Source organism: Aeromonas sp. QDB30, assembly GCF_027707645.1.
In the GTDB taxonomy this organism is placed as follows: Bacteria; Pseudomonadota; Gammaproteobacteria; order Enterobacterales; family Aeromonadaceae; genus Aeromonas; species Aeromonas caviae.
In genome coordinates, this window is the sequence record NZ_JAPCIY010000008.1 from 1 (window position 1) to 20,751 (window position 20,751).

33 protein-coding genes are annotated in these 20,751 nt (G+C 56.1%); 3 read left to right on the top strand and 30 right to left on the bottom strand.

Annotated features, from left to right (window positions below; genetic code table 11):
* Positions 1 to 528 precede the first annotated feature (528 nt).
* The 28 genes from rplQ to rpsJ form a co-directional block, all read right to left on the bottom strand.
* The gene (gene rplQ, locus PG896_RS03775; protein ID WP_005307999.1) at positions 529 to 912 is read right to left on the bottom strand and encodes a 50S ribosomal protein L17; all 384 of its coding nucleotides are present in this window, start codon (positions 910 to 912) and stop codon (positions 529 to 531) included.
* 43 nt (positions 913 to 955) lie between these two features.
* On the bottom strand, positions 956 to 1,945 hold the full coding sequence (locus tag PG896_RS03780; RefSeq protein ID WP_005307997.1) for a DNA-directed RNA polymerase subunit alpha: 990 nt from the start codon (positions 1,943 to 1,945) through the stop codon (positions 956 to 958).
* A 25-nt stretch (positions 1,946 to 1,970) separates the two neighbouring features.
* Complete coding sequence (gene rpsD / locus PG896_RS03785; protein ID WP_010672568.1) at positions 1,971 to 2,591, bottom strand: 30S ribosomal protein S4; 621 nt, start codon at positions 2,589 to 2,591, stop codon at positions 1,971 to 1,973.
* Positions 2,592 to 2,630: 39 nt separating this feature from the next.
* Positions 2,631 to 3,020 (bottom strand): 30S ribosomal protein S11, encoded by a 390-nt coding sequence (rpsK, locus tag PG896_RS03790; RefSeq protein WP_005319702.1) that lies wholly within the window; start codon positions 3,018 to 3,020, stop codon positions 2,631 to 2,633.
* A 14-nt stretch (positions 3,021 to 3,034) separates the two neighbouring features.
* The gene (rpsM, locus tag PG896_RS03795; RefSeq protein WP_005307991.1) at positions 3,035 to 3,391 is read right to left on the bottom strand and encodes a 30S ribosomal protein S13; all 357 of its coding nucleotides are present in this window, start codon (positions 3,389 to 3,391) and stop codon (positions 3,035 to 3,037) included.
* Between the two features lie 139 nt (positions 3,392 to 3,530).
* Positions 3,531 to 3,644, bottom strand: a complete 114-nt coding sequence (gene rpmJ / locus PG896_RS03800) for a 50S ribosomal protein L36 (RefSeq protein WP_005319705.1) — start codon at positions 3,642 to 3,644, stop codon at positions 3,531 to 3,533.
* Between the two features lie 27 nt (positions 3,645 to 3,671).
* Entirely contained in the window at positions 3,672 to 5,000 is a 1,329-nt protein-coding gene (gene secY / locus PG896_RS03805; protein WP_010672567.1) for a preprotein translocase subunit SecY, read from the bottom strand.
* An 8-nt stretch (positions 5,001 to 5,008) separates the two neighbouring features.
* Positions 5,009 to 5,446 carry a 50S ribosomal protein L15 gene (gene rplO / locus PG896_RS03810; protein ID WP_005307987.1) on the bottom strand — a complete coding sequence of 146 codons (438 nt, stop codon included), beginning with the start codon at positions 5,444 to 5,446 and terminating at the stop codon, positions 5,009 to 5,011.
* Positions 5,447 to 5,448: 2 nt separating this feature from the next.
* Positions 5,449 to 5,628: a 50S ribosomal protein L30 gene (gene rpmD / locus PG896_RS03815; protein ID WP_005307985.1), complete on the bottom strand. Its 180-nt coding sequence runs from the start codon at positions 5,626 to 5,628 to the stop codon at positions 5,449 to 5,451.
* 6 nt (positions 5,629 to 5,634) lie between these two features.
* The gene (gene rpsE / locus PG896_RS03820; protein WP_005340605.1) at positions 5,635 to 6,135 is read right to left on the bottom strand and encodes a 30S ribosomal protein S5; all 501 of its coding nucleotides are present in this window, start codon (positions 6,133 to 6,135) and stop codon (positions 5,635 to 5,637) included.
* A 14-nt stretch (positions 6,136 to 6,149) separates the two neighbouring features.
* Positions 6,150 to 6,503: a 50S ribosomal protein L18 gene (gene rplR / locus PG896_RS03825; protein ID WP_041212181.1), complete on the bottom strand. Its 354-nt coding sequence runs from the start codon at positions 6,501 to 6,503 to the stop codon at positions 6,150 to 6,152.
* 9 nt (positions 6,504 to 6,512) lie between these two features.
* Positions 6,513 to 7,046 carry a 50S ribosomal protein L6 gene (rplF, locus tag PG896_RS03830; protein WP_010672565.1) on the bottom strand — a complete coding sequence of 178 codons (534 nt, stop codon included), beginning with the start codon at positions 7,044 to 7,046 and terminating at the stop codon, positions 6,513 to 6,515.
* A gap of 13 nt (positions 7,047 to 7,059) precedes the next feature.
* Positions 7,060 to 7,452 (bottom strand): 30S ribosomal protein S8, encoded by a 393-nt coding sequence (gene rpsH / locus PG896_RS03835; protein WP_010672564.1) that lies wholly within the window; start codon positions 7,450 to 7,452, stop codon positions 7,060 to 7,062.
* A 19-nt stretch (positions 7,453 to 7,471) separates the two neighbouring features.
* Positions 7,472 to 7,777 (bottom strand): 30S ribosomal protein S14, encoded by a 306-nt coding sequence (rpsN, locus tag PG896_RS03840; protein ID WP_005331161.1) that lies wholly within the window; start codon positions 7,775 to 7,777, stop codon positions 7,472 to 7,474.
* A gap of 10 nt (positions 7,778 to 7,787) precedes the next feature.
* Positions 7,788 to 8,327 (bottom strand): 50S ribosomal protein L5, encoded by a 540-nt coding sequence (gene rplE, locus PG896_RS03845; protein WP_005331162.1) that lies wholly within the window; start codon positions 8,325 to 8,327, stop codon positions 7,788 to 7,790.
* A gap of 13 nt (positions 8,328 to 8,340) precedes the next feature.
* Complete coding sequence (gene rplX / locus PG896_RS03850) at positions 8,341 to 8,658, bottom strand: 50S ribosomal protein L24 (RefSeq protein ID WP_005307977.1); 318 nt, start codon at positions 8,656 to 8,658, stop codon at positions 8,341 to 8,343.
* A gap of 11 nt (positions 8,659 to 8,669) precedes the next feature.
* Positions 8,670 to 9,038 carry a 50S ribosomal protein L14 gene (gene rplN, locus PG896_RS03855; RefSeq protein ID WP_005307975.1) on the bottom strand — a complete coding sequence of 123 codons (369 nt, stop codon included), beginning with the start codon at positions 9,036 to 9,038 and terminating at the stop codon, positions 8,670 to 8,672.
* A 147-nt stretch (positions 9,039 to 9,185) separates the two neighbouring features.
* A complete protein-coding gene (gene rpsQ, locus PG896_RS03860) occupies positions 9,186 to 9,434 on the bottom strand; it encodes a 30S ribosomal protein S17 (protein ID WP_005307966.1) in 249 nt (82 codons plus the stop codon).
* A complete protein-coding gene (gene rpmC / locus PG896_RS03865; RefSeq protein ID WP_005307965.1) occupies positions 9,434 to 9,625 on the bottom strand; it encodes a 50S ribosomal protein L29 in 192 nt (63 codons plus the stop codon). The genes rpsQ and rpmC overlap by 1 nt, the downstream gene beginning before the upstream one ends.
* On the bottom strand, positions 9,625 to 10,038 hold the full coding sequence (rplP, locus tag PG896_RS03870; RefSeq protein ID WP_005340612.1) for a 50S ribosomal protein L16: 414 nt from the start codon (positions 10,036 to 10,038) through the stop codon (positions 9,625 to 9,627). Before rplP ends, rpmC begins: the two co-directional genes overlap by 1 nt.
* Before the next feature lie 13 nt (positions 10,039 to 10,051).
* On the bottom strand, positions 10,052 to 10,765 hold the full coding sequence (rpsC, locus tag PG896_RS03875) for a 30S ribosomal protein S3 (protein ID WP_005331168.1): 714 nt from the start codon (positions 10,763 to 10,765) through the stop codon (positions 10,052 to 10,054).
* A 3-nt stretch (positions 10,766 to 10,768) separates the two neighbouring features.
* Positions 10,769 to 11,113 carry a 50S ribosomal protein L22 gene (gene rplV, locus PG896_RS03880; RefSeq protein ID WP_010672561.1) on the bottom strand — a complete coding sequence of 115 codons (345 nt, stop codon included), beginning with the start codon at positions 11,111 to 11,113 and terminating at the stop codon, positions 10,769 to 10,771.
* A 10-nt stretch (positions 11,114 to 11,123) separates the two neighbouring features.
* Entirely contained in the window at positions 11,124 to 11,402 is a 279-nt protein-coding gene (gene rpsS, locus PG896_RS03885; protein ID WP_005307960.1) for a 30S ribosomal protein S19, read from the bottom strand.
* Positions 11,403 to 11,424: 22 nt separating this feature from the next.
* Complete coding sequence (rplB, locus tag PG896_RS03890) at positions 11,425 to 12,246, bottom strand: 50S ribosomal protein L2 (protein ID WP_010672560.1); 822 nt, start codon at positions 12,244 to 12,246, stop codon at positions 11,425 to 11,427.
* 15 nt (positions 12,247 to 12,261) lie between these two features.
* On the bottom strand, positions 12,262 to 12,564 hold the full coding sequence (gene rplW / locus PG896_RS03895) for a 50S ribosomal protein L23 (RefSeq protein WP_005307955.1): 303 nt from the start codon (positions 12,562 to 12,564) through the stop codon (positions 12,262 to 12,264).
* Entirely contained in the window at positions 12,561 to 13,166 is a 606-nt protein-coding gene (gene rplD / locus PG896_RS03900; protein WP_005340616.1) for a 50S ribosomal protein L4, read from the bottom strand. Before rplD ends, rplW begins: the two co-directional genes overlap by 4 nt.
* A gap of 17 nt (positions 13,167 to 13,183) precedes the next feature.
* The gene (gene rplC, locus PG896_RS03905; protein WP_010672559.1) at positions 13,184 to 13,816 is read right to left on the bottom strand and encodes a 50S ribosomal protein L3; all 633 of its coding nucleotides are present in this window, start codon (positions 13,814 to 13,816) and stop codon (positions 13,184 to 13,186) included.
* Between the two features lie 22 nt (positions 13,817 to 13,838).
* The gene (gene rpsJ, locus PG896_RS03910; protein ID WP_005307944.1) at positions 13,839 to 14,150 is read right to left on the bottom strand and encodes a 30S ribosomal protein S10; all 312 of its coding nucleotides are present in this window, start codon (positions 14,148 to 14,150) and stop codon (positions 13,839 to 13,841) included.
* 354 nt (positions 14,151 to 14,504) lie between these two features.
* Here rpsJ and PG896_RS03915 point away from each other — a divergent pair, with 354 nt between their 5' ends.
* Positions 14,505 to 15,419: a DMT family transporter gene (locus PG896_RS03915; RefSeq protein WP_048209251.1), complete on the top strand. Its 915-nt coding sequence runs from the start codon at positions 14,505 to 14,507 to the stop codon at positions 15,417 to 15,419.
* Between the two features lie 36 nt (positions 15,420 to 15,455).
* On the opposite strand, the gene envZ is transcribed toward PG896_RS03915, so the two are convergent.
* Both envZ and ompR read right to left on the bottom strand, forming a co-directional pair.
* On the bottom strand, positions 15,456 to 16,766 hold the full coding sequence (gene envZ / locus PG896_RS03920; RefSeq protein ID WP_010672557.1) for a two-component system sensor histidine kinase EnvZ: 1,311 nt from the start codon (positions 16,764 to 16,766) through the stop codon (positions 15,456 to 15,458).
* The gene (gene ompR, locus PG896_RS03925) at positions 16,763 to 17,482 is read right to left on the bottom strand and encodes an osmolarity response regulator transcription factor OmpR (RefSeq protein ID WP_010672556.1); all 720 of its coding nucleotides are present in this window, start codon (positions 17,480 to 17,482) and stop codon (positions 16,763 to 16,765) included. The genes envZ and ompR overlap by 4 nt, the downstream gene beginning before the upstream one ends.
* A 202-nt stretch (positions 17,483 to 17,684) precedes the next feature.
* Between ompR and greB the strand changes: the two genes are divergently transcribed.
* Positions 17,685 to 18,158 carry a transcription elongation factor GreB gene (gene greB, locus PG896_RS03930; protein WP_043153505.1) on the top strand — a complete coding sequence of 158 codons (474 nt, stop codon included), beginning with the start codon at positions 17,685 to 17,687 and terminating at the stop codon, positions 18,156 to 18,158.
* Between the two features lie 268 nt (positions 18,159 to 18,426).
* Entirely contained in the window at positions 18,427 to 20,733 is a 2,307-nt protein-coding gene (locus PG896_RS03935) for a Tex family protein (RefSeq protein ID WP_043153507.1), read from the top strand.
* Positions 20,734 to 20,751: the final 18 nt, after the last annotated feature.

Below are 20,751 nucleotides of genomic sequence, written 5' to 3' on the forward strand. Positions count from 1 at the left end.
CCCTGTCGATGGAGGCGCATTATAGGGAGCGAATTCGTTCTGGCAACCCCTCCTCTGCAATAAAATTGCAAAAATCGACACTTTTTTAGTTATTCATATCTAAGCACAGCTTTTATACAGGCTTACCCACAGAAGAAGCCCTCAACGGCACTACAGCAGCCACACGCCATGACTCACGCCTGCTTAATACGTCAGATGAACAATGACATTGCCCCACTCTGGGCTATGTAACACGAACCGCTGTCGTTCAGGTAGAGATAAAGACTTAATATAGAGACTATTGAAAAATCATCGCTCACTTACAAAGTAAGGCAGTAGAGGCAGTAGAGGCAGTAGAGGCAGTAGAGGCAGTAGAGGCAGTAGAGGCAGTAGAGGCAGTAGAGGCAGTAGAGGCAGTAGAGGCAGTAGAGGCAGTAGAGGCAGTAGAGGCAGTAGAGGCAGTAGAGGCAGTAGAGGCAGTAGAGGCAGTAGAGGCAGTATCAGAATCCACCAGAAGAAAAGCCGGGACAAGCCCGGCTTTTTCTTTTATCACTCAGCAGCTGCTTCAGCAGCGGCCGGGCGGTCTACCAGCTCAATGTAAGCCATAGGAGCGTTGTCGCCAGCACGGAAACCGCATTTCAGAATGCGAGTATAACCGCCGGCGCGCTCCAGGTAGCGCGGGCCCAGTTCATTGAACAGCTTAGCCACGATCGCGTTATCGCGAGTACGGGCAAATGCCAGGCGACGATTAGCAACGCTATCAGTCTTGGCAAGGGTGATCAGCGGTTCAACTACACGACGCAGCTCTTTTGCCTTAGGCAGAGTCGTCTTGATGATCTCATGACGAACCAGGGAGCTGGCCATGTTGCGGAACATAGCCTGACGATGGCTGCTGTTCCGGTTCAGTTGACGACCACTCAAACGATGGCGCATGACCTTATCCTTCTAACTAAATCTGTGAAACCCGTAATCTGGATTACTCGTCAGCGATGCTGGCGGGCGGCCAGTTCTCAAGGCGCATGCCAAGAGACAGACCACGGGAGGCCAACACGTCCTTGATCTCAGTCAGGGACTTCTTACCGAGGTTAGGAGTCTTAAGCAACTCAACTTCGGTACGCTGTACCAGATCACCAATATAGTGGATAGCTTCTGCCTTCAGACAGTTCGCTGAACGAACTGTCAGCTCCAAATCATCGACAGGACGCAGCAGAATCGGATCAAACTCGGGTTTCTCTTCTTTCTTCTCGGGCACGCTGACATCGCGCAGATCCACGAAGGCTTCCAGTTGCTCTGCCAGAATAGTGGCTGAACGACGGATGGCTTCTTCCGGATCCAGAGTACCATTGGTCTCCATGTCGATAACCAGCTTGTCCAAGTCGGTGCGCTGTTCCACACGTGCCGCCTCGACATTGTAGGCGATGCGAACGATGGGGCTGAACGCGGAGTCCAGCAGCAGGCGACCGATAGGACGCTCTTCATCATCGTTGTGAACACGAGCAGAAGCAGGCACATAACCACGACCGCGCTGAACTTTCAGGCGCATGCTGATCTCAGCATTTGCACCAGTCAGGTGGCAGATTACGTGCTCCGGGTTTACGATCTCGACTTCATCACCGTGAGTGATATCACCAGCGGTAACGGGGCCTGTTCCAGACTTGGTCAGGGACAGAGTTACCTCGTCCTTGCCTTCCAGCTTCACAGCGATACCTTTCAGGTTGAGCAGGATTTCAAGAATGTCTTCCTGTACACCTTCTTTGCTGCTGTACTCGTGCAGTACTCCGTCGATCTCGACTTCAGTAACCGCACAACCGGGCATAGATGACAGCAAAATACGACGCAGGGCATTGCCCAGCGTGTGGCCAAAGCCACGCTCAAGCGGCTCGAGAGTCACTTTCGCGTGAGTCGGGCTAACTTGCTCGATGTCAACTAGCCGCGGTTTAAGAAAATCTGTTACAGAACCCAGCATTGTGTCCTCTCTTTAGAAGCTAGCTTTACTTGGAGTAAAGCTCGACGATCAGCTGTTCGTTAATGTCGGCAGACAGGTCGGAACGCTCAGGCAGGCGCTTGAAGGCACCTTCCATCTTAGCAGCGTCAACCTCTACCCAAGTCGGCTTCTCGCGCTGACCAGCAACTTCCAGGGAAGCTTTGATACGCGCTTGCTTCTTAGCCTTCTCGCGAACGCAGATCACGTCCTCAGGGGATACCTGGAAAGAAGGAACATTCACAACGCGGCCGTTTACCATGATGGCTTTGTGGCTCACCAGCTGACGAGATTCAGCACGAGTGGCGCCGAAGCCCATGCGGTAGACGACGTTGTCCAGACGACCTTCCAGCAGCTGCAACAGGTTTTCACCGGTGTTACCCTTTTGACGGGCAGCGTCGCGGTAGTAGTTGCGGAACTGTTTTTCCAATACGCCGTAGATACGACGTACTTTTTGTTTCTCGCGCAGTTGCACACCGTAGTCGGACAGACGCGCTTTACGCGCACCGTGTTGACCAGGAACGGTGTCAATCTTGCACTTAGAATCAATCGCACGAACACCAGACTTCAGGAAGAGGTCGGTGCCCTCACGACGGCTAAGCTTAAGCTTAGGACCGATATATCTTGCCATCTTCTTTCTCCAACAATCCTAGACCAAGTAGCTACAGCGTTACACGCGGCGCTTCTTGGGAGGACGACAACCGTTGTGCGGGATCGGAGTCACATCAGTAATGTTAGTGATGCGGAAACCAGCCGCGTTCAGAGCGCGGATGGAAGACTCACGACCGGGACCCGGACCTTTGACCATGACTTCCAGGTTCTTCACGCCGTATTCTTTGGCGATCTCACCAGCACGCTCAGCAGCTACCTGGGCAGCAAACGGAGTGGACTTACGGGAACCACGGAAACCGGAACCACCAGAGGTAGCCCAAGACAGAGCATTGCCCTGACGGTCAGTAATGGTCACGATTGTGTTGTTGAAAGATGCATGAACGTGCGCAATACCGTCGCTCACTTGCTTTTTAACGCGCTTGCGAGCACGAGTCGGAGTTTTAGCCATTTTCTACCTTCCCGTTACTTCTTGATAGCCTTGCGCGGACCCTTACGGGTACGAGCGTTGGTCTTGGTACGTTGACCACGAACAGGCAGGCTACGACGGTGACGCAAACCACGGTAGCAACCCAGATCCATCAATCGCTTGATGTTCATGGAAATCTGACGACGCAGGTCACCTTCAACGGTGAATTTACCTACTTGTTCACGCAGACTCTCGATCTGAGCTTCGTCCAGGTCTTTAATTTTCACATTCTCAGCGATACCGGCTGCGGCACAGATGGCCTTGGAGCGGGTACGACCGACGCCATAAATAGCAGTCAACGCAATGACTGCATGTTTATGGTCAGGAATGTTAATGCCAGCGATACGGGCCACTATTCACTCCTACATATAGTAGATAACGACCACCACAAAGCCCGTGAGCGGATACGTGGCGGTCAACCAATACACAACAAAAGTTGGCTGGCTATATTAGCCAGCACAACTATTTGTTGCAAGTACTAACCGTAAAAAATTAGCCTTGGCGCTGTTTATGCTTTGGCTCGCTGCAAATCACACGCACCACACCGTGACGCTTGATGATTTTGCAGTTACGGCAGATTGCCTTAACGGAAGCACGAACTTTCATTGCTTAACTCCGTAACTACGCCGACCTTTAGCGGCCGTAGCCCTTCAGGTTGGCCTTCCTCAGGACGTCGCCATATTGATGAGACATCATATGGGTCTGAACCTGAGCCATGAAGTCCATGATAACTACCACGATAATCAGCAGCGAGGTGCCACCGAAGTAGAACTGTACGTTCCAGGCAGTCATCAGGAACTGGGGTACCAGACAGATAAAGGTAATATAGAGCGCACCTGCCAATGTCAGGCGAGTCATAACCTTATCGATGTAACGTGCTGTCTGCTCGCCCGGGCGGATCCCCGGGATAAAGGCTCCACTCTTCTTCAGATTATCTGCTGTCTCGCGGGGGTTGAACACCAGCGCGGTATAGAAGAAGCAGAAGAAGATAATGGCTGCTGCATAGAGCATCTCGTACAAGGGCTGACCCGGCTGCAGGACCATAGAGACCTGTTGCAGGATGTCAGCGATCTTGCCCTCGCCCTGACCAAACCAGGAGGTAATGGTACCCGGGAAGAGGATGATGCTGGATGCGAAAATCGCAGGAATCACACCGGCCATATTCACTTTCAACGGCAGGTGTGTGCTTTGCGCAGCGAATACCTGGCGGCCTTGTTGACGCTTGGCATAGTTAACGACGATACGACGCTGACCACGCTCCACGAACACCACAAAGTAAGTCACAGCGAAAACAATCAAGCCCAGCAACAACAACAGCAGGATGTGCAATTCCCCTTGACGTGCCTGTTCGGCCGTAGCGCCAATGGCATGAGGCAGACCGGCGACGATACCTGTGAAGATAATCAACGAGATACCATTACCAATCCCACGCTCGGTAATCTGTTCACCCAACCACATCAAGAACATGGTACCGGTGACCAGACTCACAACGGCTGTGAAATAGAAGCCCAAACCCGGATGAGTCACGAGTCCTTGCATCATATTCGGCAGACCGGTTGCAATACCAATGGCCTGGAACGTTCCCAAAACCAGCGTGCCCCAACGGGTATATTGGCTAATCTTGCGACGGCCGGATTCACCCTCTTTCTTGAGTTCAGCAAGAGCAGGATGAACCACAGTCAGCAACTGGATAATGATCGACGCCGAAATGTACGGCATGATCCCCAGTGCAAGAATAGAAGCACGCGAGAGTGCACCACCACTGAACATGTTGAACATCTCAATGATGGTGCCCTTCTGTTGTTGGAACAACTCGGCCAGTACGGCGGCGTCAATACCAGGGATCGGCACATAAGAGCCTGCACGGAACACGATAATTGCCCCGAGAACGAAGAGCAGACGGCTCTTCAGTTCGCTCAGACCACCTTGTGCTTTAACATCCAATCCTGGTTTCTTAGCCATTGTACTGATTATTCCTCGATTTTACCGCCAGCGGCCTCGATGGCTGCACGTGCACCCTTGGTGACGGACAGACCACGAACGGTCACAGCACGGTCAATGTTGCCAGACAGAACAACTTTAGCGAACACGATGTTTTTGGTAATAACACCGGCTTGCTTCAGAGTGCTCACGTCGACCACATCACCTTCTACCAGGGCAATTTCGTTCAGGCGCACTTCGGCAGAAACCAAAGATTTGCGAGAGAAGAAACCGAACTTCGGCAGACGGATTTTCAAAGGCATCTGGCCGCCTTCGAAACCGTTGCGGACCTTGCCGCCACCGGAACGAGAGGTTTGACCTTTAACACCACGACCACCGGTCTTGCCCAGACCAGAACCGATACCACGGCCCGGACGGTGCTTGACGCGCTTGGAGCCAGCGGCCGGAGACAGAGTATTCAGACGCATGCTTAGCCCTCCACCTTAACCATGTAATAAACCTGGTTGATCATGCCGCGTACGCAGGGAGTATCTTCCAGCTCAACGGTGTGACCAATGCGACGCAGACCCAGACCACGCAGAGTCGCCTTGTGCTTTGGCAGACGGCCGATAGAGCTGCGAGTTTGAGTTACTTTTACAGTGTTAGCCATGTCGCATTACCCCAGAATTTCTTCAACGCGCAGACCACGCTTGGCCGCGATCTGTTCCGGTGATTGACCGTGAACCAGAGCGTCGACAGTTGCGCGAACAACGTTGATTGGGTTGGTGGAACCGTAGGTCTTGGCCAGCACGTTGTGGATACCAGCAACTTCCAGTACGGCACGCATGGCGCCGCCTGCAATGATACCAGTACCTTGGGAGGCCGGCTTCATGAACACGGTGGAACCAGAGTGAACGCCACGCACCGGGTGGTGCAGGGTGCCGTTGTTCAGCTCAACCTTGTTCAGGTTACGCTTAGCCTGTTCCATCGCCTTTTGAATGGCGGCCGGAACTTCACGGGCCTTACCGTAACCGTAACCTACACGGCCGTTACCATCACCCACCACGGTCAACGCGGTGAAGGACATGATACGACCACCTTTAACAGTTTTCGAAACACGGTTTACTGCAATGAGCTTTTCTTGCAGTTCGCCGGCTTGAGATTCGACTTTAGCCATCTTCGACTCCTAGCTTAGAACTGAAGACCAGCGTCACGAGCAGCGGTAGCCAGAGCGGCTACACGACCGTGATACTTGAAACCGGAACGATCGAAAGATACGTTCTGAACGCCTTTGGCAATAGCACGCTCAGCGATAGCCTTACCTACAGCGGTAGCAGCATCTGCGTTACCGGTGTATTTCAGAGCTTCACTGATGGCTTTCTCTACTGTGGAAGCAGAGGCCAGAACTTCGGAACCGTTGGCTGCAATAACCTGCGCATAGATATGACGCGGGGTACGGTGAACAACCAGACGGGTAGCTCCCAGTTCCTGCATCTTTTTCCGAGCACGAGTAGCACGACGGAGACGAGCTGCTTTCTTGTCCATAGTGTTACCTTACTTCTTCTTAGCTTCTTTAGTACGCACTTGCTCGTTGGCATAGCGTACACCCTTGCCCTTGTAGGGCTCCGGAGCGCGGTAAGCACGGATATCGGCGGCGACTTGGCCAACCAGCTGCTTGTCCACACCACGCAGAACGATCTCGGTGGCGGACGGACATTCAGCGGTGACACCAGCCGGCAGCGCATGCTCTACCGGGTGAGAGAAGCCCAGTGCCAGCGCAACAGCATTGCCCTTGATGGAGGCTTTGTAACCTACACCAACCAGCTGCAGCTTGCGCTCGAAGCCTTGGGTAACACCGACTACCATGTTGTTGACCAATGCACGGGCAGTACCGGCCTGAGCGTCAGCACCAGCGATGCCGTCGCGCGGGGCGAACTTCAGTACATTGTCTTCTTTGGTCACTTCTACACCGGCGTGGATGGAACGAACCAGGGAACCCTTGCCACCTTTGATGGACAGTTCTTGGCCGTTCAGAGTCACCTCTACGCCAGCAGGAATAGTGACGGGTGCCTTAGCAACGCGAGACATTTCCGACCTCCTATTAAGCGACGTAGCAGATGATCTCACCACCCATGCTTGCCTTACGGGCAGCACGGTCGGTCATCACACCTTTAGACGTGGACACGATAGCAACACCGAGACCGCCCATGACTTTCGGCAGATCAGTAGTGCGCTTGTAAATACGCAGGCCGGGACGGCTCACGCGTTGGATCAGTTCTACAACCGGCTTGCCCTGGAAATATTTCAGTTCGATTTCCAGTTCCGGTTTCACGTCACCAGCTACGTTGTAGCCAGCGATGTAACCTTCTTCTTTCAGCACTTTGGCGATAGCCACTTTCAGCTTGGAAGAAGGCATGGAAACCGCAACTTTGCTCGCCGCCTGACCGTTACGGATGCGGGTCAGCATATCCGCGATCGGATCTTGCATGCTCATAGTCTAACTCCCGAGATTCTTACCAAGAGGCCTTTTTGAGGCCCGGAATTTCGCCCTTCATGGCATGCTCACGCACCTTGATGCGAGAGAGGCCAAACTTCCGCAGGAAACCGTGCGGACGACCAGTGATGTTGCAACGGTTACGCTGGCGGGACGGACTGGAATCACGGGGCAGCTGTTGCAGTTGCAAGACAGCATCCCAACGCGCTTCTTCAGAAGCGTTCATATCAACGATGATAGCTTTCAGCTCGGTACGCTTGGTCGCGAACTTGGCTGCCAGCTTCGCACGCTTTGCTTCACGTGCTTTCATGGATGTTTTAGCCATAACCCTAACCTTACTTGCGGAATGGGAAGTTAAAGGCAGCCAGCAGAGCACGGCCTTCTTCGTCGGTATTCGCGGAAGTGGTGATGGTGATATCCAGACCACGGACGCGATCGACCTTGTCATAGTCGATTTCCGGGAAGATGATTTGCTCACGCACGCCCATGGAGTAGTTACCACGGCCATCGAACGCCTTGGCGTTCAGACCACGGAAGTCACGGATACGCGGTACGGAGATGCAAATCAGCCGTTCCAGGAACTCCCACATACGCTCGCCACGCAGGGTTACTTTACAACCTATCGGGTAGCCTTCACGAATCTTGAAGCCCGCAACAGATTTGCGTGCTTTGGTGATCAGCGGTTTCTGACCGGAAATGGCAGCCATATCGGCAGCAGCATTTTCCAGCAACTTCTTGTCAGAGATCGCTTCACCAACACCCATGTTCAGGGTGATTTTCTCGATCCGAGGGACTTGCATGATAGTCTTGTAACCGAACTGCTTGGACAGTTCATTTACTACATCGGATTTGTAGTAATCATGCAGTTTCGCCATCGTTAAACTCCAATTACTTCACAAGTTCGCCGGTGGATTTGAAGAAACGGACTTTTTTGCCGTCTTCAATCCGGAAACCAACGCGGTCAGCTTTGCCAGTGGCAGAGTTGAACAGCGCTACGTTTGATACATCGATGGGGGCTTCTTTGGTGACGATACCGCCAGCCTGACCCAGTGCGGGTACCGGCTTCTGGTGTTTCTTCACCTGGTTGATGCCTTCCACGATTACCTTACCTTTTGCAATCAGGACTTGAGTGACTTTGCCACGCTTGCCCTTGTCTTTGCCGGTAAGAACAATCACTTCGTCTTCGCGACGGATTTTAGCTGCCATCGTTCGACTCCTTACAGTACTTCGGGTGCCAGGGACACAATCTTCATGAACTTCTCATTACGCAGTTCACGGGTCACCGGGCCAAAAATACGAGTACCGATTGGCTGTTGGTTGTTGTTAAGCAACACAGCCGCATTGTTGTCGAAACGGATGACAGAGCCGTCCGGACGACGAACGCCTTTACGGGTGCGTACGACCACCGCGTTATACACATCACCTTTCTTCACTTTACCGCGAGGAATGGCTTCCTTGATGGAAACCTTGATGATGTCGCCGATGCCGGCGTAACGGCGGTGCGAGCCACCCAGAACCTTAATACACATTACACTGCGAGCGCCGGAGTTGTCGGCAACACCCAGCATACTTTGCATCTGGATCATCTTAGTGCTCCGCTTTGTTTACTTCTTATCCCTAATGGGATCTGGCTGCCTTCAAAAGGCGCGAAACTATAACACAGGATTTTCAGAAAAGGTAGCCTAAAAAACAAACGGCCCCTGAAAGGGGCCGCTTGGACTACAAAGTACCGATTAGGCCTTTTCTACAACGGCAACCAGGGTCCAGGACTTGGTCTTGGACAGCGGGCGGCATTCGCGGATTTCCACGAGGTCGCCAGCTTTGCACTCGTTGTTTTCGTCATGTACGTGCAGCTTGGTAGTGCGCTTGATGATCTTACCGTAGATCGGGTGCTTTACCTTACGCTCGATAGCAACAGTGATGGACTTGTCCATCTTGTCGCTGATTACACGACCTTGCAGAGTACGGATCTTGTCAGTCATTACGCACCTGCCTTCTCAGTCAGTACAGTCTTGATACGTGCGACGTCACGACGCACTTGTTTCAGAGTGTGAGTCTGAGCCAGCTGGCCGGTGGACGCTTGCATGCGCATGTTGAATTGCTCGCGCAGCAGGCCCAGCAGCTCCTGGTTCAGTTCTTCGACGCTCTTTTGACGCAGATCTTGGGCTTTCATCACATCACCGTCTTAATTACGAAAGTGGTCTGAACAGACAGCTTAGCTGCGGCCAGGGCAAACGCTTCACGCGCCAGAGCCTCAGGTACACCGTCCATCTCGTACAGAACCTTGCCAGGCTGGATCGGGCAAACCCAGTATTCCACGTTACCCTTACCTTTACCCATACGAACTTCGAGGGGCTTTTCGGTGATGGGCTTGTCCGGGAACACACGGATCCAGATCTTACCTTGACGCTTAACGTGACGGGTCATGGCACGACGGGCTGCTTCGATTTGACGAGCAGTCAGTTGACCACGGGATGTCGCCTTCAGGCCAAAGGTACCGAAGGATACTTCGTTACCAGAGGTGGCCAGACCGCGGTTACGACCCTTGTGGGTCTTGCGGAATTTAGTACGCTTAGGTTGCAACATTTACCGAATCTCCTTACTTGGCAGCGCGGCGCTTGTTGTCACGCTTGGGCTTTGCAGGAGCTTGCTCTTGAGCAGCGGCAGCGTTAACAGCAGCCAGACCGCCCAGAACTTCGCCCTTGAAGATCCAAACTTTAACGCCGATCACACCGTAAGTGGTGTGGGCTTCAGAAGTTGCGTAGTCGATGTCGGCACGCAGGGTGTGCAACGGCACACGACCTTCACGGTACCATTCGGTACGCGCGATTTCAGCGCCGCCCAGACGACCGGAAACTTCCACTTTGATGCCCTTGGCACCCAGGCGCATTGCGTTCTGTACGGCGCGCTTCATAGCACGACGGAACATTACACGACGCTCCAGCTGGGAAGTGATGCTGTCGGCAACCAGTTTGCCATCCAGCTCCGGCTTGCGGACTTCGGAAATGTTGATCTGAGCAGGCACGCCAGCGATTGCGGCTACAGCTTTGCGCAGTTTTTCAACGTCTTCGCCTTTCTTGCCGATCACGACACCCGGACGAGCGGTGTGAATGGTCACACGAATGCTCTTGGCCGGACGCTCGATAGTGATCTTGGACAAGGAAGCGTTTTTCAGCTCCTTGGTCAGGAACTGGCGTACTTGGAAATCGCTGTACAGGTTGTCAGCGAAGTCTTTGGTGTTCGCGAACCAGGTAGAATTCCAAGGCTTGGTAATACCCAGGCGAATGCCATTAGGATGTACTTTCTGACCCATTGCTTATCTCCCAGCCTTAGCGTCGGATACCACTACAGTGATGTGAGCGGTACGCTTGAGGATACGATCCGCGCGACCTTTGGCACGCGGGCGGATGCGCTTCATGGAGGGACCTTCGTCTACCATGATGGTGGCAACACGCAGGGTGTCGATATCGGCACCTTCGTTGTGCTCAGCGTTGGCAATGGCAGATTCCAGCACTTTCTTCACCAGAACAGCAGCCTTTTTCGGGCTGAAGGTCAGGATGTTCAGAGCCTTGTCTACGGACAGACCACGTACTTGATCGGCTACCAGACGAGCTTTCTGGGCAGAAGTACGGGCATAACGGTGTTTAGCGATAGCTTCCATCATTTATCCCTTAGCGCTTCTTAGCCTTCTTATCAGCAGCATGGCCGCGATAAGTACGAGTCGGTGCGAATTCACCCAGTTTGTGACCGATCATTTCTTCGGTAACGAAAACCGGAACGTGCTGACGACCATTATGGACAGCGATGGTCAAACCGATCATGTTCGGGATGATCATTGAACGACGGGACCAGGTCTTAACCGGCTTTTTATCCCCGCTTTCCACCGCTTTCTCTACCTTCTTCAGCAAGTGCAGGTCGATAAATGGACCCTTCTTGAGAGAACGTGGCATGGTGATTCCTCTATGTTAACAATTACTTGTTACGACGACGTACGATGTACTTGTCGGTACGCTTGTTCTTACGGGTCTTGAAGCCCTTAGCCTTCTGGCCCCATGGGGACACAGGCTGCATGCCCTTGTTACGACCCTCACCACCACCGTGCGGGTGATCAACCGGGTTCATCGCCATACCGCGAACGGTCGGACGAATACCACGCCAGCGGTTAGCACCGGCTTTACCCAGTTGACGCAGCATGTGCTCGGAGTTACCCACTTCACCGATGGTAGCGCGGCACTCGGCCAGAACTTTACGTACTTCGCCGGAACGCAGACGCAGAGTTACATAGTTACCTTCACGAGCCAGGATCTGGATGAAAGTACCAGCGGAACGAGCCAGCTGGGCACCTTTACCAGGCTTCATCTCAACGGCGTGAACGGTAGAACCGACCGGGATGTTGCGCATCGGCAGGGTGTTACCTACCTTGATGGCAGCATCAGCACCAGAGGCGATTGCATCACCAGCTTTCAGGCCTTTCGGGGCCAGGATGTAACGACGCTCACCGTCTGCATACAGCACCAGGGCGATGTTTGCGGTACGGTTAGGATCGTATTCCAGACGCTCAACTTTGGCCGGAATGCCGTCTTTGTCGCGCTTGAAGTCGATCAGACGGTAGTGTTGCTTGTGACCACCACCGATATGACGAGTGGTGATACGACCGTTGTTGTTACGGCCACCGGACTTGCTTTTGCTGTCCAGCAGAGCGGCGAAGGGCTTGCCCTTGTACAGCTCTTGGTTGACGATCTTGACGACGTGGCGGCGGCCCGGAGAAGTAGGCTTGCACTTAACGATTGCCATTTTTCAGAACTCCTCTTACTCGGCTGCGCCCATGAAGTCGATGTCCTGACCAGCTTTCAGGGTCACATAAGCCTTTTTCCAATCGGAACGACGGCCTACGCGTGCACCTGCGCGCTTGGTCTTACCCTTCATGTTCAGGGTACGGACGGTCTCAACTTCGACCTCGAACAGTTTCGCAACTGCAGCTTTGACTTCCGCCTTGGTGGCATCAACAGCAACTTTGAACACGATAGTGTTCTGCTTTTCTGCGACCATGGTGCTCTTTTCAGAGATGTGCGGAGCCTTCAGAACTTTCAGCAGACGCTCTTCACGGATCATGCCAGCATCTCCTCGATTTGCTTAACTGCGTCAGCAGTCATCAGAACCTTGTCGAAAGCGATCAGGCTGACCGGGTCGATACCGGCAACGTCACGCACGTCAACTTTGTACAGGTTACGAGCAGCCAGGAACAGGTTCTCATCGACTTCAGCAGTCACGATCAGAACGTCAGTCAGTTCCATTTCTTTCAGCTTGGCGATCAGTTCTTTGGTCTTCGGCGCTTCGATGCCGAACTTCTCAACAACGATCAGGCGCTCTTGACGTACCAGCTCGGACAGGATGCTACGGATAGCGCCGCGGTACATCTTCTTGTTTACTTTCTGGCTGTGATCTTGCGGCTTAGCAGCAAAGGTCACACCACCGGAACGCCAGATGGGCGAACGGATGGAGCCAGCACGGGCACGACCAGTACCCTTCTGACGCCACGGCTTTTTGCCGCCACCAGACACTTCAGAGCGAGTCAGCTGCGCACGAGTACCCTGACGGGCACCAGCGGCATATGCAACGACAACCTGGTGAACCAGAGCTTCGTTGAATTCGCGCCCGAAGGTAGTCTCGGAAACTTCAAGAGCGCTCTTGGCGTCTTTCATTACCAATTCCATTACTATCTCCTCAGACGTTACGCTTTGACGGCAGGTTTGACGATCACGTTGCCGTTGGTTGCACCCGGTACTGCGCCTTTGATGAGCAGCAGGTTGCGTTCAGCGTCAACACGAACCAGTTCCAGGTTCTGAGTCGTTACACGCTCAGCACCCATGTGACCAGCCATCTTCTTGCCCTTGAATACACGACCCGGGGTCTGGTTTTGACCGATGGAGCCAGGTACACGGTGGGACAGGGAGTTACCGTGGGTCATATCCTGGGTACGGAAGTTCCAGCGCTTAACAGTACCGGCAAAACCTTTACCCTTGGATGTGCCGGTAACGTCTACCAGCTTAACGTCAGCGAGAAGATCTACTTTCAGCTCGCTACCAACAGTGAAAGTTTCACCGTTGTTCAGGCGGAATTCCCACAGACCGCGACCGGCTTCTACACCAGCTTTGGCGAAGTGGCCAGCTTCCGGCTTGGTTACGCGGCTGGCTTTCTTGGCGCCAGTGGTAACCTGAATAGCGTTGTAGCCGTCGGTTTCTACAGATTTGACCTGAGTTACACGGTTAGCTTCAACTTCGATAACAGTCACCGGGATAGAAACGCCATCTTCAGTGAAGATGCGAGTCATACCCACTTTGCGACCTACAAGACCGATTGTCATTGTTATCAACCTCTTTCCGTAATTAACCCAGGCTGATCTGGACGTCTACACCAGCTGCCAGATCCAGACGCATCAGAGCGTCAACGGTCTTGTCAGTCGGTTCAACGATGTCTACCAGACGCTTGTGAGTGCGGATCTCGTACTGATCACGCGCGTCTTTGTTGACGTGCGGGGAGATCAGAACGGTGAAACGCTCTTTGCGAGTCGGCAGCGGGATAGGACCGCGAACCTGCGCGCCAGTGCGCTTAGCAGTTTCAACGATTTCCGCAGTGGATTGATCGATCAGGCGATGATCAAAAGCCTTCAGGCGGATACGGATTCTTTGGTTCTGCATTGACAGAGCTCCAATAGATAAAAGAACATAAATCAACACCGCCCGACCGAGACTACTCCCGCCAGAGGTGTGATTTTTCACGTTTCCTCCCATATCGGGAGGACTGTATGGCTGGCAACTCGTAAACGGGAAGCTCAGCAAGCAGACATATCGTCTGGCTGCCTCATGGGCAAGCGGAGGGGATTATACGGATTTTTTCCACTCACGCAAGTGAAGGCGGACAGATTGTGCGCAATGTTGTGTGGCAGATGGATCTCCAGGCGATCAAATCATCGCCCTCGGCGAGACGGTAACGACAATGTTGCAAACAGGCTGATAGACTGCGCCCTCGCCCCAGTTTGCGGAACGCATCCCATGCTCAAGAATCAGAAGAAAGCCTACCAGTACGGGCTCTGTGCCGTCGCCCTCTGGTCCACGGTGGCCAGCGCCTTCAAGATCTCCCTCGCCTACTTTGAACCGGTACAGCTGCTGCTGGTCGCGGCCTGCACCTCGACCCTGACCCTGGGGTGCATCGTGGCCTGTCAGGGCAAACTGCCGCTACTGCTCGACTACATCAAGAGTCGCCCCCTCTACTACCTCGCTCTCGGGGTCCTGAACCCCTTCCTCTATTACCTGCTGCTGTTCAAGGCATATGATCTGCTGCCCGCCCAGCAGGCACAGACTCTCAACTACACCTGGGCCATCACCCTCAGCCTGCTGGCCGTTCCCTTCCTCGGTCAAAAGCTGCGCCGCCGCGATGGCGTCGCCATCGTGCTCGGCTATTTCGGCGCCCTGGTGATCGCCACCAGGGGGGACGTGTTCGGTCTACAGTTCGACAGCCCCCTCGGCGTCACGCTGGCGCTGGTGTCGACCCTGATCTGGGCCGGTTACTGGATCCTCAACACCCGCAATCAGGGGGATCCCGTCGTCAGCCTGCTGCTCGGCTTCCTCATCAGCCTGCCCTTCATCATCGTGGCGACCTGGTTGCTCTCGGACTTTGCCATGACCGCCTGGCAGGGATGGGCTGGCGCCATCTATGTGGGGCTGTTCGAGATGGGCTTCGGTTTCGTGCTCTGGCTGATGGCCCTGCGCCACGCCACCAACACAGCCCCCATCAGCAACCTCATCTTCATCTCGCCGTTTGCCTCTCTGGTGCTGCTCAACCTGTTGATCGGCGAAACCATTCACCCGGCAACCCCCATCGGGTTGGCTCTCATCGTCGCCGCCCTGCTTATCCAGCAACTCAAATATGGCAAGCGCTACCGCAAGGTGAGCGACCCCCACGCCTGACAGACAAAAGGGCGCATCTCTCGATACGCCCTGCTTTCAATCCATCCACTCCAGCGGCTGGTTCTTGGGTAGCCGGATCTCCACCTGCAAGCCCCCCAGTTCGGAGCGCCCCAACCTGATGGTGCCGTGATGCTGGGAAACTATCTTGGCAACGATGGCCAGCCCCAGCCCACTGCCGCCACCGGTGCGCGCCACATTGCCCTGGGTGAAGGGCTTGAGCACCCGGGAGTAGTCCTCTTCTGCGATCCCCGGGCCATTGTCGGAGAGTCGCAGCCGCACCCAGTGGCCATCATCCCTGAGCTCGGCCTGCAACCGGGTCGCGCCATAGCGCAGGGAGTTGCCCGACAGATTGTTGAGGATACGGCGAATGCTGATGGGATGGCAGGCCACACGCACCGCCTCCTCCGGCAGGAGCAGCTCCACTTCCAGTCCCTGATCGGTCTGCATCAGCAACGCATCGTGAATGAGCTGGGTCAGGTCGACGGGCCGGGCATCGAGCCCCTCGTTCGGGCGAATGTAGTCGATGAACTGATCGATGATGCCGTTCGACTCATCGATATCCGCATTGATGCTCTCCTTGAGGTACTCATCCCCCGAGGACATCATCTCGGTCGCGAGACGAATGCGGGTGAGAGGGGTGCGCAAATCGTGGGATACCCCGGCCATCATCAGGTTGCGCTCCTCGATCAGCCCCTTGATGGAGCTCGACATGTGGTTGAAGGTGCGGGTCAGGCGGCGCACCTCCCGCGAGCCCTGCTCCCCCAGGGCATCGGGAAAGTTGCCGCGCGCCACCGCCACGGCCCCCGCTTCCAGATCCTCCAGCGGTCGCACCAGCTGACGGGCAAAACGCCAGGCTGCAAACAGGGTCACCACCAGCAAGACGCTCATATAGAGGATGAGCGGTTCGATGTCGTCATCTTCAATTTCAGTCAGGGGAATGCGCACCCACATCTGGCTGGCCTGGGGAGGCTGGATCCAGATGATGTAGTGATCCTGGATTTCAACTCTGACCCTGGTATCCCCTTTCAATTCGCGGCTGATGCTCTGCTCCAGATAGGGGTAGGGCTTGGAATCATTCAGCCCGTGCTGCTCCGCCTCGCTCTGGGTATAGATGTCGCTGCCAGTGGTCACATAGACCAGCGCCTCGGCATCTTCACTGAGCGCCAGCTGGTTGTTGTCCACCGGAAAGATGAGTTTGACCTGGTTTGCCAGCAGGTGGCTGATCTGCTTGACGGTCGGCGCCAGCAGGTAGTTGTAGAAGGTAACGTAGGAGACGACTTGATAGACCACCAGCACGGCAGCCAGAAACCAGAGCATGCGGGAGAACATGCTGCCCACTTTCTTCATGCGTTCTCACCGTCCGGTACGAACACATACCCCAGACCCCAGACGGTCTGCAGATAGCGAGGCTGGGCCGGGTCCTGTTCCAGCAGGCGGCGCAGGCGGGAGACCTGCACATCAATGCTGCGCTCGGTGGCCGTGTACTCGCGACCACGGGCCAGGTTCATCAGCTTGTCACGGGAGAGCGGTTCGCGAGGATGACTCACCAGCACCTTGAGCACGGCGAACTCCCCGCTGGTCAGGGCAACCGGTTCGCCATCACGGCTCAGTTCACGGGTCGCCAGATTGAGCTGGTAGGCCCCGAAACTCACCATCTTCTCCGCCGCGGAAGGGGCGCCGGGCAGCTCCACGGTGTGGCGGCGCAGCACGGCGCGGATCCGGGCCAGCAGCTCACGGGGGTTGAACGGCTTGGGCAGATAATCGTCGGCCCCCATCTCCAGACCGACGATGCGATCCACTTCGTCCCCCTTGGCGGTGAGCATCAAGACAGGGATCTGGTTGCCGGCCTCGCGCAGGCGGCGGCAGATGGAGAGGCCGTCTTCCCCCGGCAGCATCAGATCAAGCACCATCAGGCTGAAGTTTTCACGCGTCAGCAGGCGATCGGCCTGCTCCCCGTTGGCGACACCTCGCACTACAAACCCCTGCTCGGTGAGGTAGCGCTCCAGCAAGGAACGCAGTTTCAGATCGTCGTCCACCACCAGGACCTTGTATTGCTGACTCATTGCCACCTCTCTTTTCTGTCTCCCCTCATACTAGAGCCGCCCCCTGCAACCACAAAGCATAAATATGTTACCGGTTATTGCCCTCATTCGGCCCCGGAGCCGGGAAGGATGGATGGCCAGCTCTGCTTTTTGCTCGACAGCGCGGCGACAATGACTAAGATCCCGAGCAACCGGATGCAATTGGCGAGGGAGTGATAACTCCATGAAAACCAAACTCATTACCCGTGAAGGCTACACCATGCTCCGGCAGGAGCACGACATGCTCTGGCGGGAGGAGAGGCCCGATGTCACCAAAAAAGTGGCCTGGGCAGCGAGCCTGGGTGATCGCAGCGAGAATGCCGATTACCAGTACAACAAGAAACGCCTGCGGGAGATCGACCGCCGGGTTCGCTACCTGCGCAAGTGCCTGGAAGAGCTGACCATAGTCGACTACTCCCCCTCCCAGGAGGGCAAGGTCTTCTTCGGCGCCTGGGTCGAGGTGGAAAACGACGAGGGTGAGACCAAGCGCTTTCGCATCGTCGGCTATGACGAGATCTTCGGCCGCAAGGATTACATCTCCATCGACTCCCCCATGGCCCGTGCCCTGCTCAAGAAAGAGGTGGGCGATGAAGCCATGGTTCAAACGCCAGTGGGTGACGCCTGCTGGTACATCAATGAGATCAGCTATCCCAAATAAGCCAGGCCTAGCCTCACTGCCAAATCGGCTGACAAGGCCAGGAGAGACCGAGCATGTCCGCCCACCGGGTATGAGAAACGTCATTTCTGCCGGGGTGGCATCCCGCTGCCCGACCCCATATAGTGCTCACACTCGGCGCCTTGCGGCGCCAACCGGCCCGCGCGGCAGTGGCCTGGCAGGTATCTAAAGTATCGCCAGGACAGACCCCCTGTTCGGCGACATAGCCCAACGCTGGCCAGTTAGACAGAACCCGACCAAGAGACCCTCGATGCAAAGCCACGTAATAGAACATCAGATCGCCGGTGAGCTGAATGCCCGCCCGGAACAGGTGCAGGCAGCCGTTCGCCTGCTGGACGAAGGCGCGACCGTTCCCTTCATCGCCCGTTACCGCAAAGAGGTGACCGGCGGTCTGGACGACAGCCAGCTGCGTACCCTGGAGAGCCGCCTCGGCTACCTGCGTGAACTGGCGGATCGCCGCCAGGTGATCCTGCGCTCCATCGAAGAGCAGGGCAAACTGACCCCCGAGCTGGCCCGCGAGCTGAACGACGCCGACAGCAAGACCCGGCTGGAAGACCTCTACCTCCCCTACAAGCCCAAGCGGCGCACCAAGGGGCAGATGGCCATCGAGGCGGGGCTGGAGCCACTGGCGGATTTGCTGCTGGGTGACCCCATGAAGGATCCCGAGCAAGAGGCGGTTCGCTTCCTCAATGCCGAGCAGGGGATCACCGACGGCAAGGCCGCCCTCGACGGTGCCCGTTACATCCTGATGGAGCGCTTCGCCGAGCAGGCCGATCTCCTTGAGAAGTTGCGGGACTACCTGTGGCACAACGCCACCCTGCGTGCCCGCGTGGTGGCCGGCAAGGAGCAGGAAGGGGCCAAATTCAAGGACTACTTCGAACACGACGAACCCCTGCACAAGGCCCCCTCCCACCGGGTGCTGGCCATGTTGCGCGGCCGCAACGAGGGGATCCTCAACCTGGCGCTGGTCACCGGCGAGGATGAGGGTACCAGCCCCTGCGAAGGGATCATTGCCCATCACCTCAGACTCAACCTGCAACACCGCCCGGCCGACAAGTGGCTGCAGGGGGTGGTGAGCTGGACCTGGAAGATCAAGCTCTCCCTGCAGATGGAAACCGAGCTGATCGGCCGTATCCGCGAGTCAGCGGAGGAGGAGGCGATCAAGGTGTTCGCCATGAACCTCAAGGATCTGCTGATGGCGGCACCGGCCGGCATGCGCTGCACCATGGGGCTGGATCCCGGCATCCGCACCGGGGTCAAGGTAGCGGTGGTGGATGCCACCGGCAAGCTGGTCGATCACGCGACCATCTATCCGTTCGAACCCAAACGCCAGGTTGACCAGAGTCTCAAGACCCTGAGCGAGCTGTGCCAGAAGCACAAGGTCGAGCTCATCAGCATCGGCAACGGCACCGCATCCCGGGAAACCGACCGCCTGGTGAGCGATCTGTTCGAGCGCTACCCGGCCGCCAAGGCACAGAAGATAGTAGTGAGTGAAGCGGGGGCATCGGTCTACTCCGCCTCCGAGCTCGCCTCCCAGGAATTCCCGGATCTCGACGTCTCCATTCGCGGCGCCGTCTCCATCGCTCGTCGTCTCCAGGATCCCCTGGCAGAGCTGGTCAAGATCGATCCCAAGAGCATCGGTGTGGGCCAGTACCAGCACGACGTCGGCCAGAGCCAGCTGGCCCGCCGCCTCGACGCGGTGGTCGAGGATTGCGTGAACGCGGTCGGGGTGGATGTGAATACCGCCTCGGTCGCCCTGCTCAACCGGGTTTCCGGCCTCTCCCAGACCCTGGCCCAGAACATCGTCGCCTACCGCGACGAGAACGGCGCCTTCAAGAGTCGTCAGCAGCTGCTGAAAGTAAGCCGACTCGGGCCCAAGGCATTCGAGCAATGCGCCGGCTTCCTGCGCATTCGGGGCGGCAGCAACCCGCTGGACGGCTCGGCGGTGCACCCGGAATCCTACCCGGTGGTGGAGCGGATCCTCGCCAAGCTGGAGCAGACCGTGGACAGCCTGCTCGGCAACAGCAGCCTGCTGCGCACCCTCAAGCCCACCGACTACACCGACGATCAGTTCGGGGTGCCTACCGTCACCGACATCATTGGCGAGCTGGACAAGCCCGGCCGCGACCCGCGTCCCGAGTTCAAGACCGCCACCTTCAAGGAAGGGGTGGAGAAAATCAGCGATCTGGTGCCCGAGATGGTGCTGGAGGGTGTGGTCACCAACGTCACCAACTTCGGCGCCTTCGTCGACATCGGCGTCCATCAGGACGGGCTGGTGCACATTTCTTCCCTCACCGATCGCTTCGTCAAGGATCCCCGCGAGGTGGTCAAGGCCGGTGACATCGTCCGGGTCAAGGTGCTGGAAGTCGACGTACCGCGCAAACGCATCAGTCTGACCATGCGTCTGGATGAAAAAGCCGGCCAGCCTGCACGCAAAACGGCCGAGCCGCGTCACACCGGCAACACCCGACCGAAACAGGCGCCCCGTCAGAGCGCTCCGACCGAGGGTGCCATGGGCAACGCCTTCGCGGCTGCCCTGTCGAAACTGAAGAAATAAGCCCCCAGAATGCAAAAA

Coding starts and splice junctions, on each gene's coding strand:
- rplQ (WP_005307999.1), bottom strand. CDS start 912: ATGCGCCATCGTTTGAGTGGTCGTCAACTGAACCGGAACAGCAGCCAT.
- PG896_RS03780 (WP_005307997.1), bottom strand. CDS start 1,945: ATGCTGGGTTCTGTAACAGATTTTCTTAAACCGCGGCTAGTTGACATC.
- rpsD (WP_010672568.1), bottom strand. CDS start 2,591: ATGGCAAGATATATCGGTCCTAAGCTTAAGCTTAGCCGTCGTGAGGGC.
- rpsK (WP_005319702.1), bottom strand. CDS start 3,020: ATGGCTAAAACTCCGACTCGTGCTCGCAAGCGCGTTAAAAAGCAAGTG.
- rpmJ (WP_005319705.1), bottom strand. CDS start 3,644: ATGAAAGTTCGTGCTTCCGTTAAGGCAATCTGCCGTAACTGCAAAATC.
- secY (WP_010672567.1), bottom strand. CDS start 5,000: ATGGCTAAGAAACCAGGATTGGATGTTAAAGCACAAGGTGGTCTGAGC.
- rplO (WP_005307987.1), bottom strand. CDS start 5,446: ATGCGTCTGAATACTCTGTCTCCGGCCGCTGGCTCCAAGCGCGTCAAG.
- rpmD (WP_005307985.1), bottom strand. CDS start 5,628: ATGGCTAACACTGTAAAAGTAACTCAAACTCGCAGCTCTATCGGCCGT.
- rpsE (WP_005340605.1), bottom strand. CDS start 6,135: ATGGCTAAAGTCGAATCTCAAGCCGGCGAACTGCAAGAAAAGCTCATT.
- rplR (WP_041212181.1), bottom strand. CDS start 6,503: ATGGACAAGAAAGCAGCTCGTCTCCGTCGTGCTACTCGTGCTCGGAAA.
- rplF (WP_010672565.1), bottom strand. CDS start 7,046: ATGTCTCGCGTTGCTAAGGCACCCGTCACTATTCCTGCTGGCGTAGAG.
- rpsH (WP_010672564.1), bottom strand. CDS start 7,452: ATGAGCATGCAAGATCCGATCGCGGATATGCTGACCCGCATCCGTAAC.
- rpsN (WP_005331161.1), bottom strand. CDS start 7,777: ATGGCTAAAACATCCATGAAAGCACGTGAAGCAAAGCGTGCGAAGCTG.
- rplE (WP_005331162.1), bottom strand. CDS start 8,327: ATGGCGAAACTGCATGATTACTACAAATCCGATGTAGTAAATGAACTG.
- rplX (WP_005307977.1), bottom strand. CDS start 8,658: ATGGCAGCTAAAATCCGTCGCGAAGACGAAGTGATTGTTCTTACCGGC.
- rplN (WP_005307975.1), bottom strand. CDS start 9,038: ATGATCCAGATGCAAAGTATGCTGGGTGTTGCCGACAACTCCGGCGCT.
- rpsQ (WP_005307966.1), bottom strand. CDS start 9,434: ATGACTGACAAGATCCGTACTCTGCAAGGTCGTGTAATCAGCGACAAG.
- rpmC (WP_005307965.1), bottom strand. CDS start 9,625: ATGAAAGCCCAAGATCTGCGTCAAAAGAGCGTCGAAGAACTGAACCAG.
- rplP (WP_005340612.1), bottom strand. CDS start 10,038: ATGTTGCAACCTAAGCGTACTAAATTCCGCAAGACCCACAAGGGTCGT.
- rpsC (WP_005331168.1), bottom strand. CDS start 10,765: ATGGGTCAGAAAGTACATCCTAATGGCATTCGCCTGGGTATTACCAAG.
- rplV (WP_010672561.1), bottom strand. CDS start 11,113: ATGGAAGCTATCGCTAAACACCGTTATGCCCGTACTTCTGCCCAGAAA.
- rpsS (WP_005307960.1), bottom strand. CDS start 11,402: ATGCCACGTTCTCTCAAGAAGGGTCCATTTATCGACCTGCACTTGCTG.
- rplB (WP_010672560.1), bottom strand. CDS start 12,246: ATGGCAATCGTTAAGTGCAAGCCTACTTCTCCGGGCCGCCGCCACGTC.
- rplW (WP_005307955.1), bottom strand. CDS start 12,564: ATGATCCGTGAAGAGCGTCTGCTGAAAGTTCTGAAGGCTCCGCACATC.
- rplD (WP_005340616.1), bottom strand. CDS start 13,166: ATGGAATTGGTAATGAAAGACGCCAAGAGCGCTCTTGAAGTTTCCGAG.
- rplC (WP_010672559.1), bottom strand. CDS start 13,816: ATGACAATCGGTCTTGTAGGTCGCAAAGTGGGTATGACTCGCATCTTC.
- rpsJ (WP_005307944.1), bottom strand. CDS start 14,150: ATGCAGAACCAAAGAATCCGTATCCGCCTGAAGGCTTTTGATCATCGC.
- PG896_RS03915 (WP_048209251.1), top strand. CDS start 14,505: ATGCTCAAGAATCAGAAGAAAGCCTACCAGTACGGGCTCTGTGCCGTC.
- envZ (WP_010672557.1), bottom strand. CDS start 16,766: ATGAAGAAAGTGGGCAGCATGTTCTCCCGCATGCTCTGGTTTCTGGCT.
- ompR (WP_010672556.1), bottom strand. CDS start 17,482: ATGAGTCAGCAATACAAGGTCCTGGTGGTGGACGACGATCTGAAACTG.
- greB (WP_043153505.1), top strand. CDS start 17,685: ATGAAAACCAAACTCATTACCCGTGAAGGCTACACCATGCTCCGGCAG.
- PG896_RS03935 (WP_043153507.1), top strand. CDS start 18,427: ATGCAAAGCCACGTAATAGAACATCAGATCGCCGGTGAGCTGAATGCC.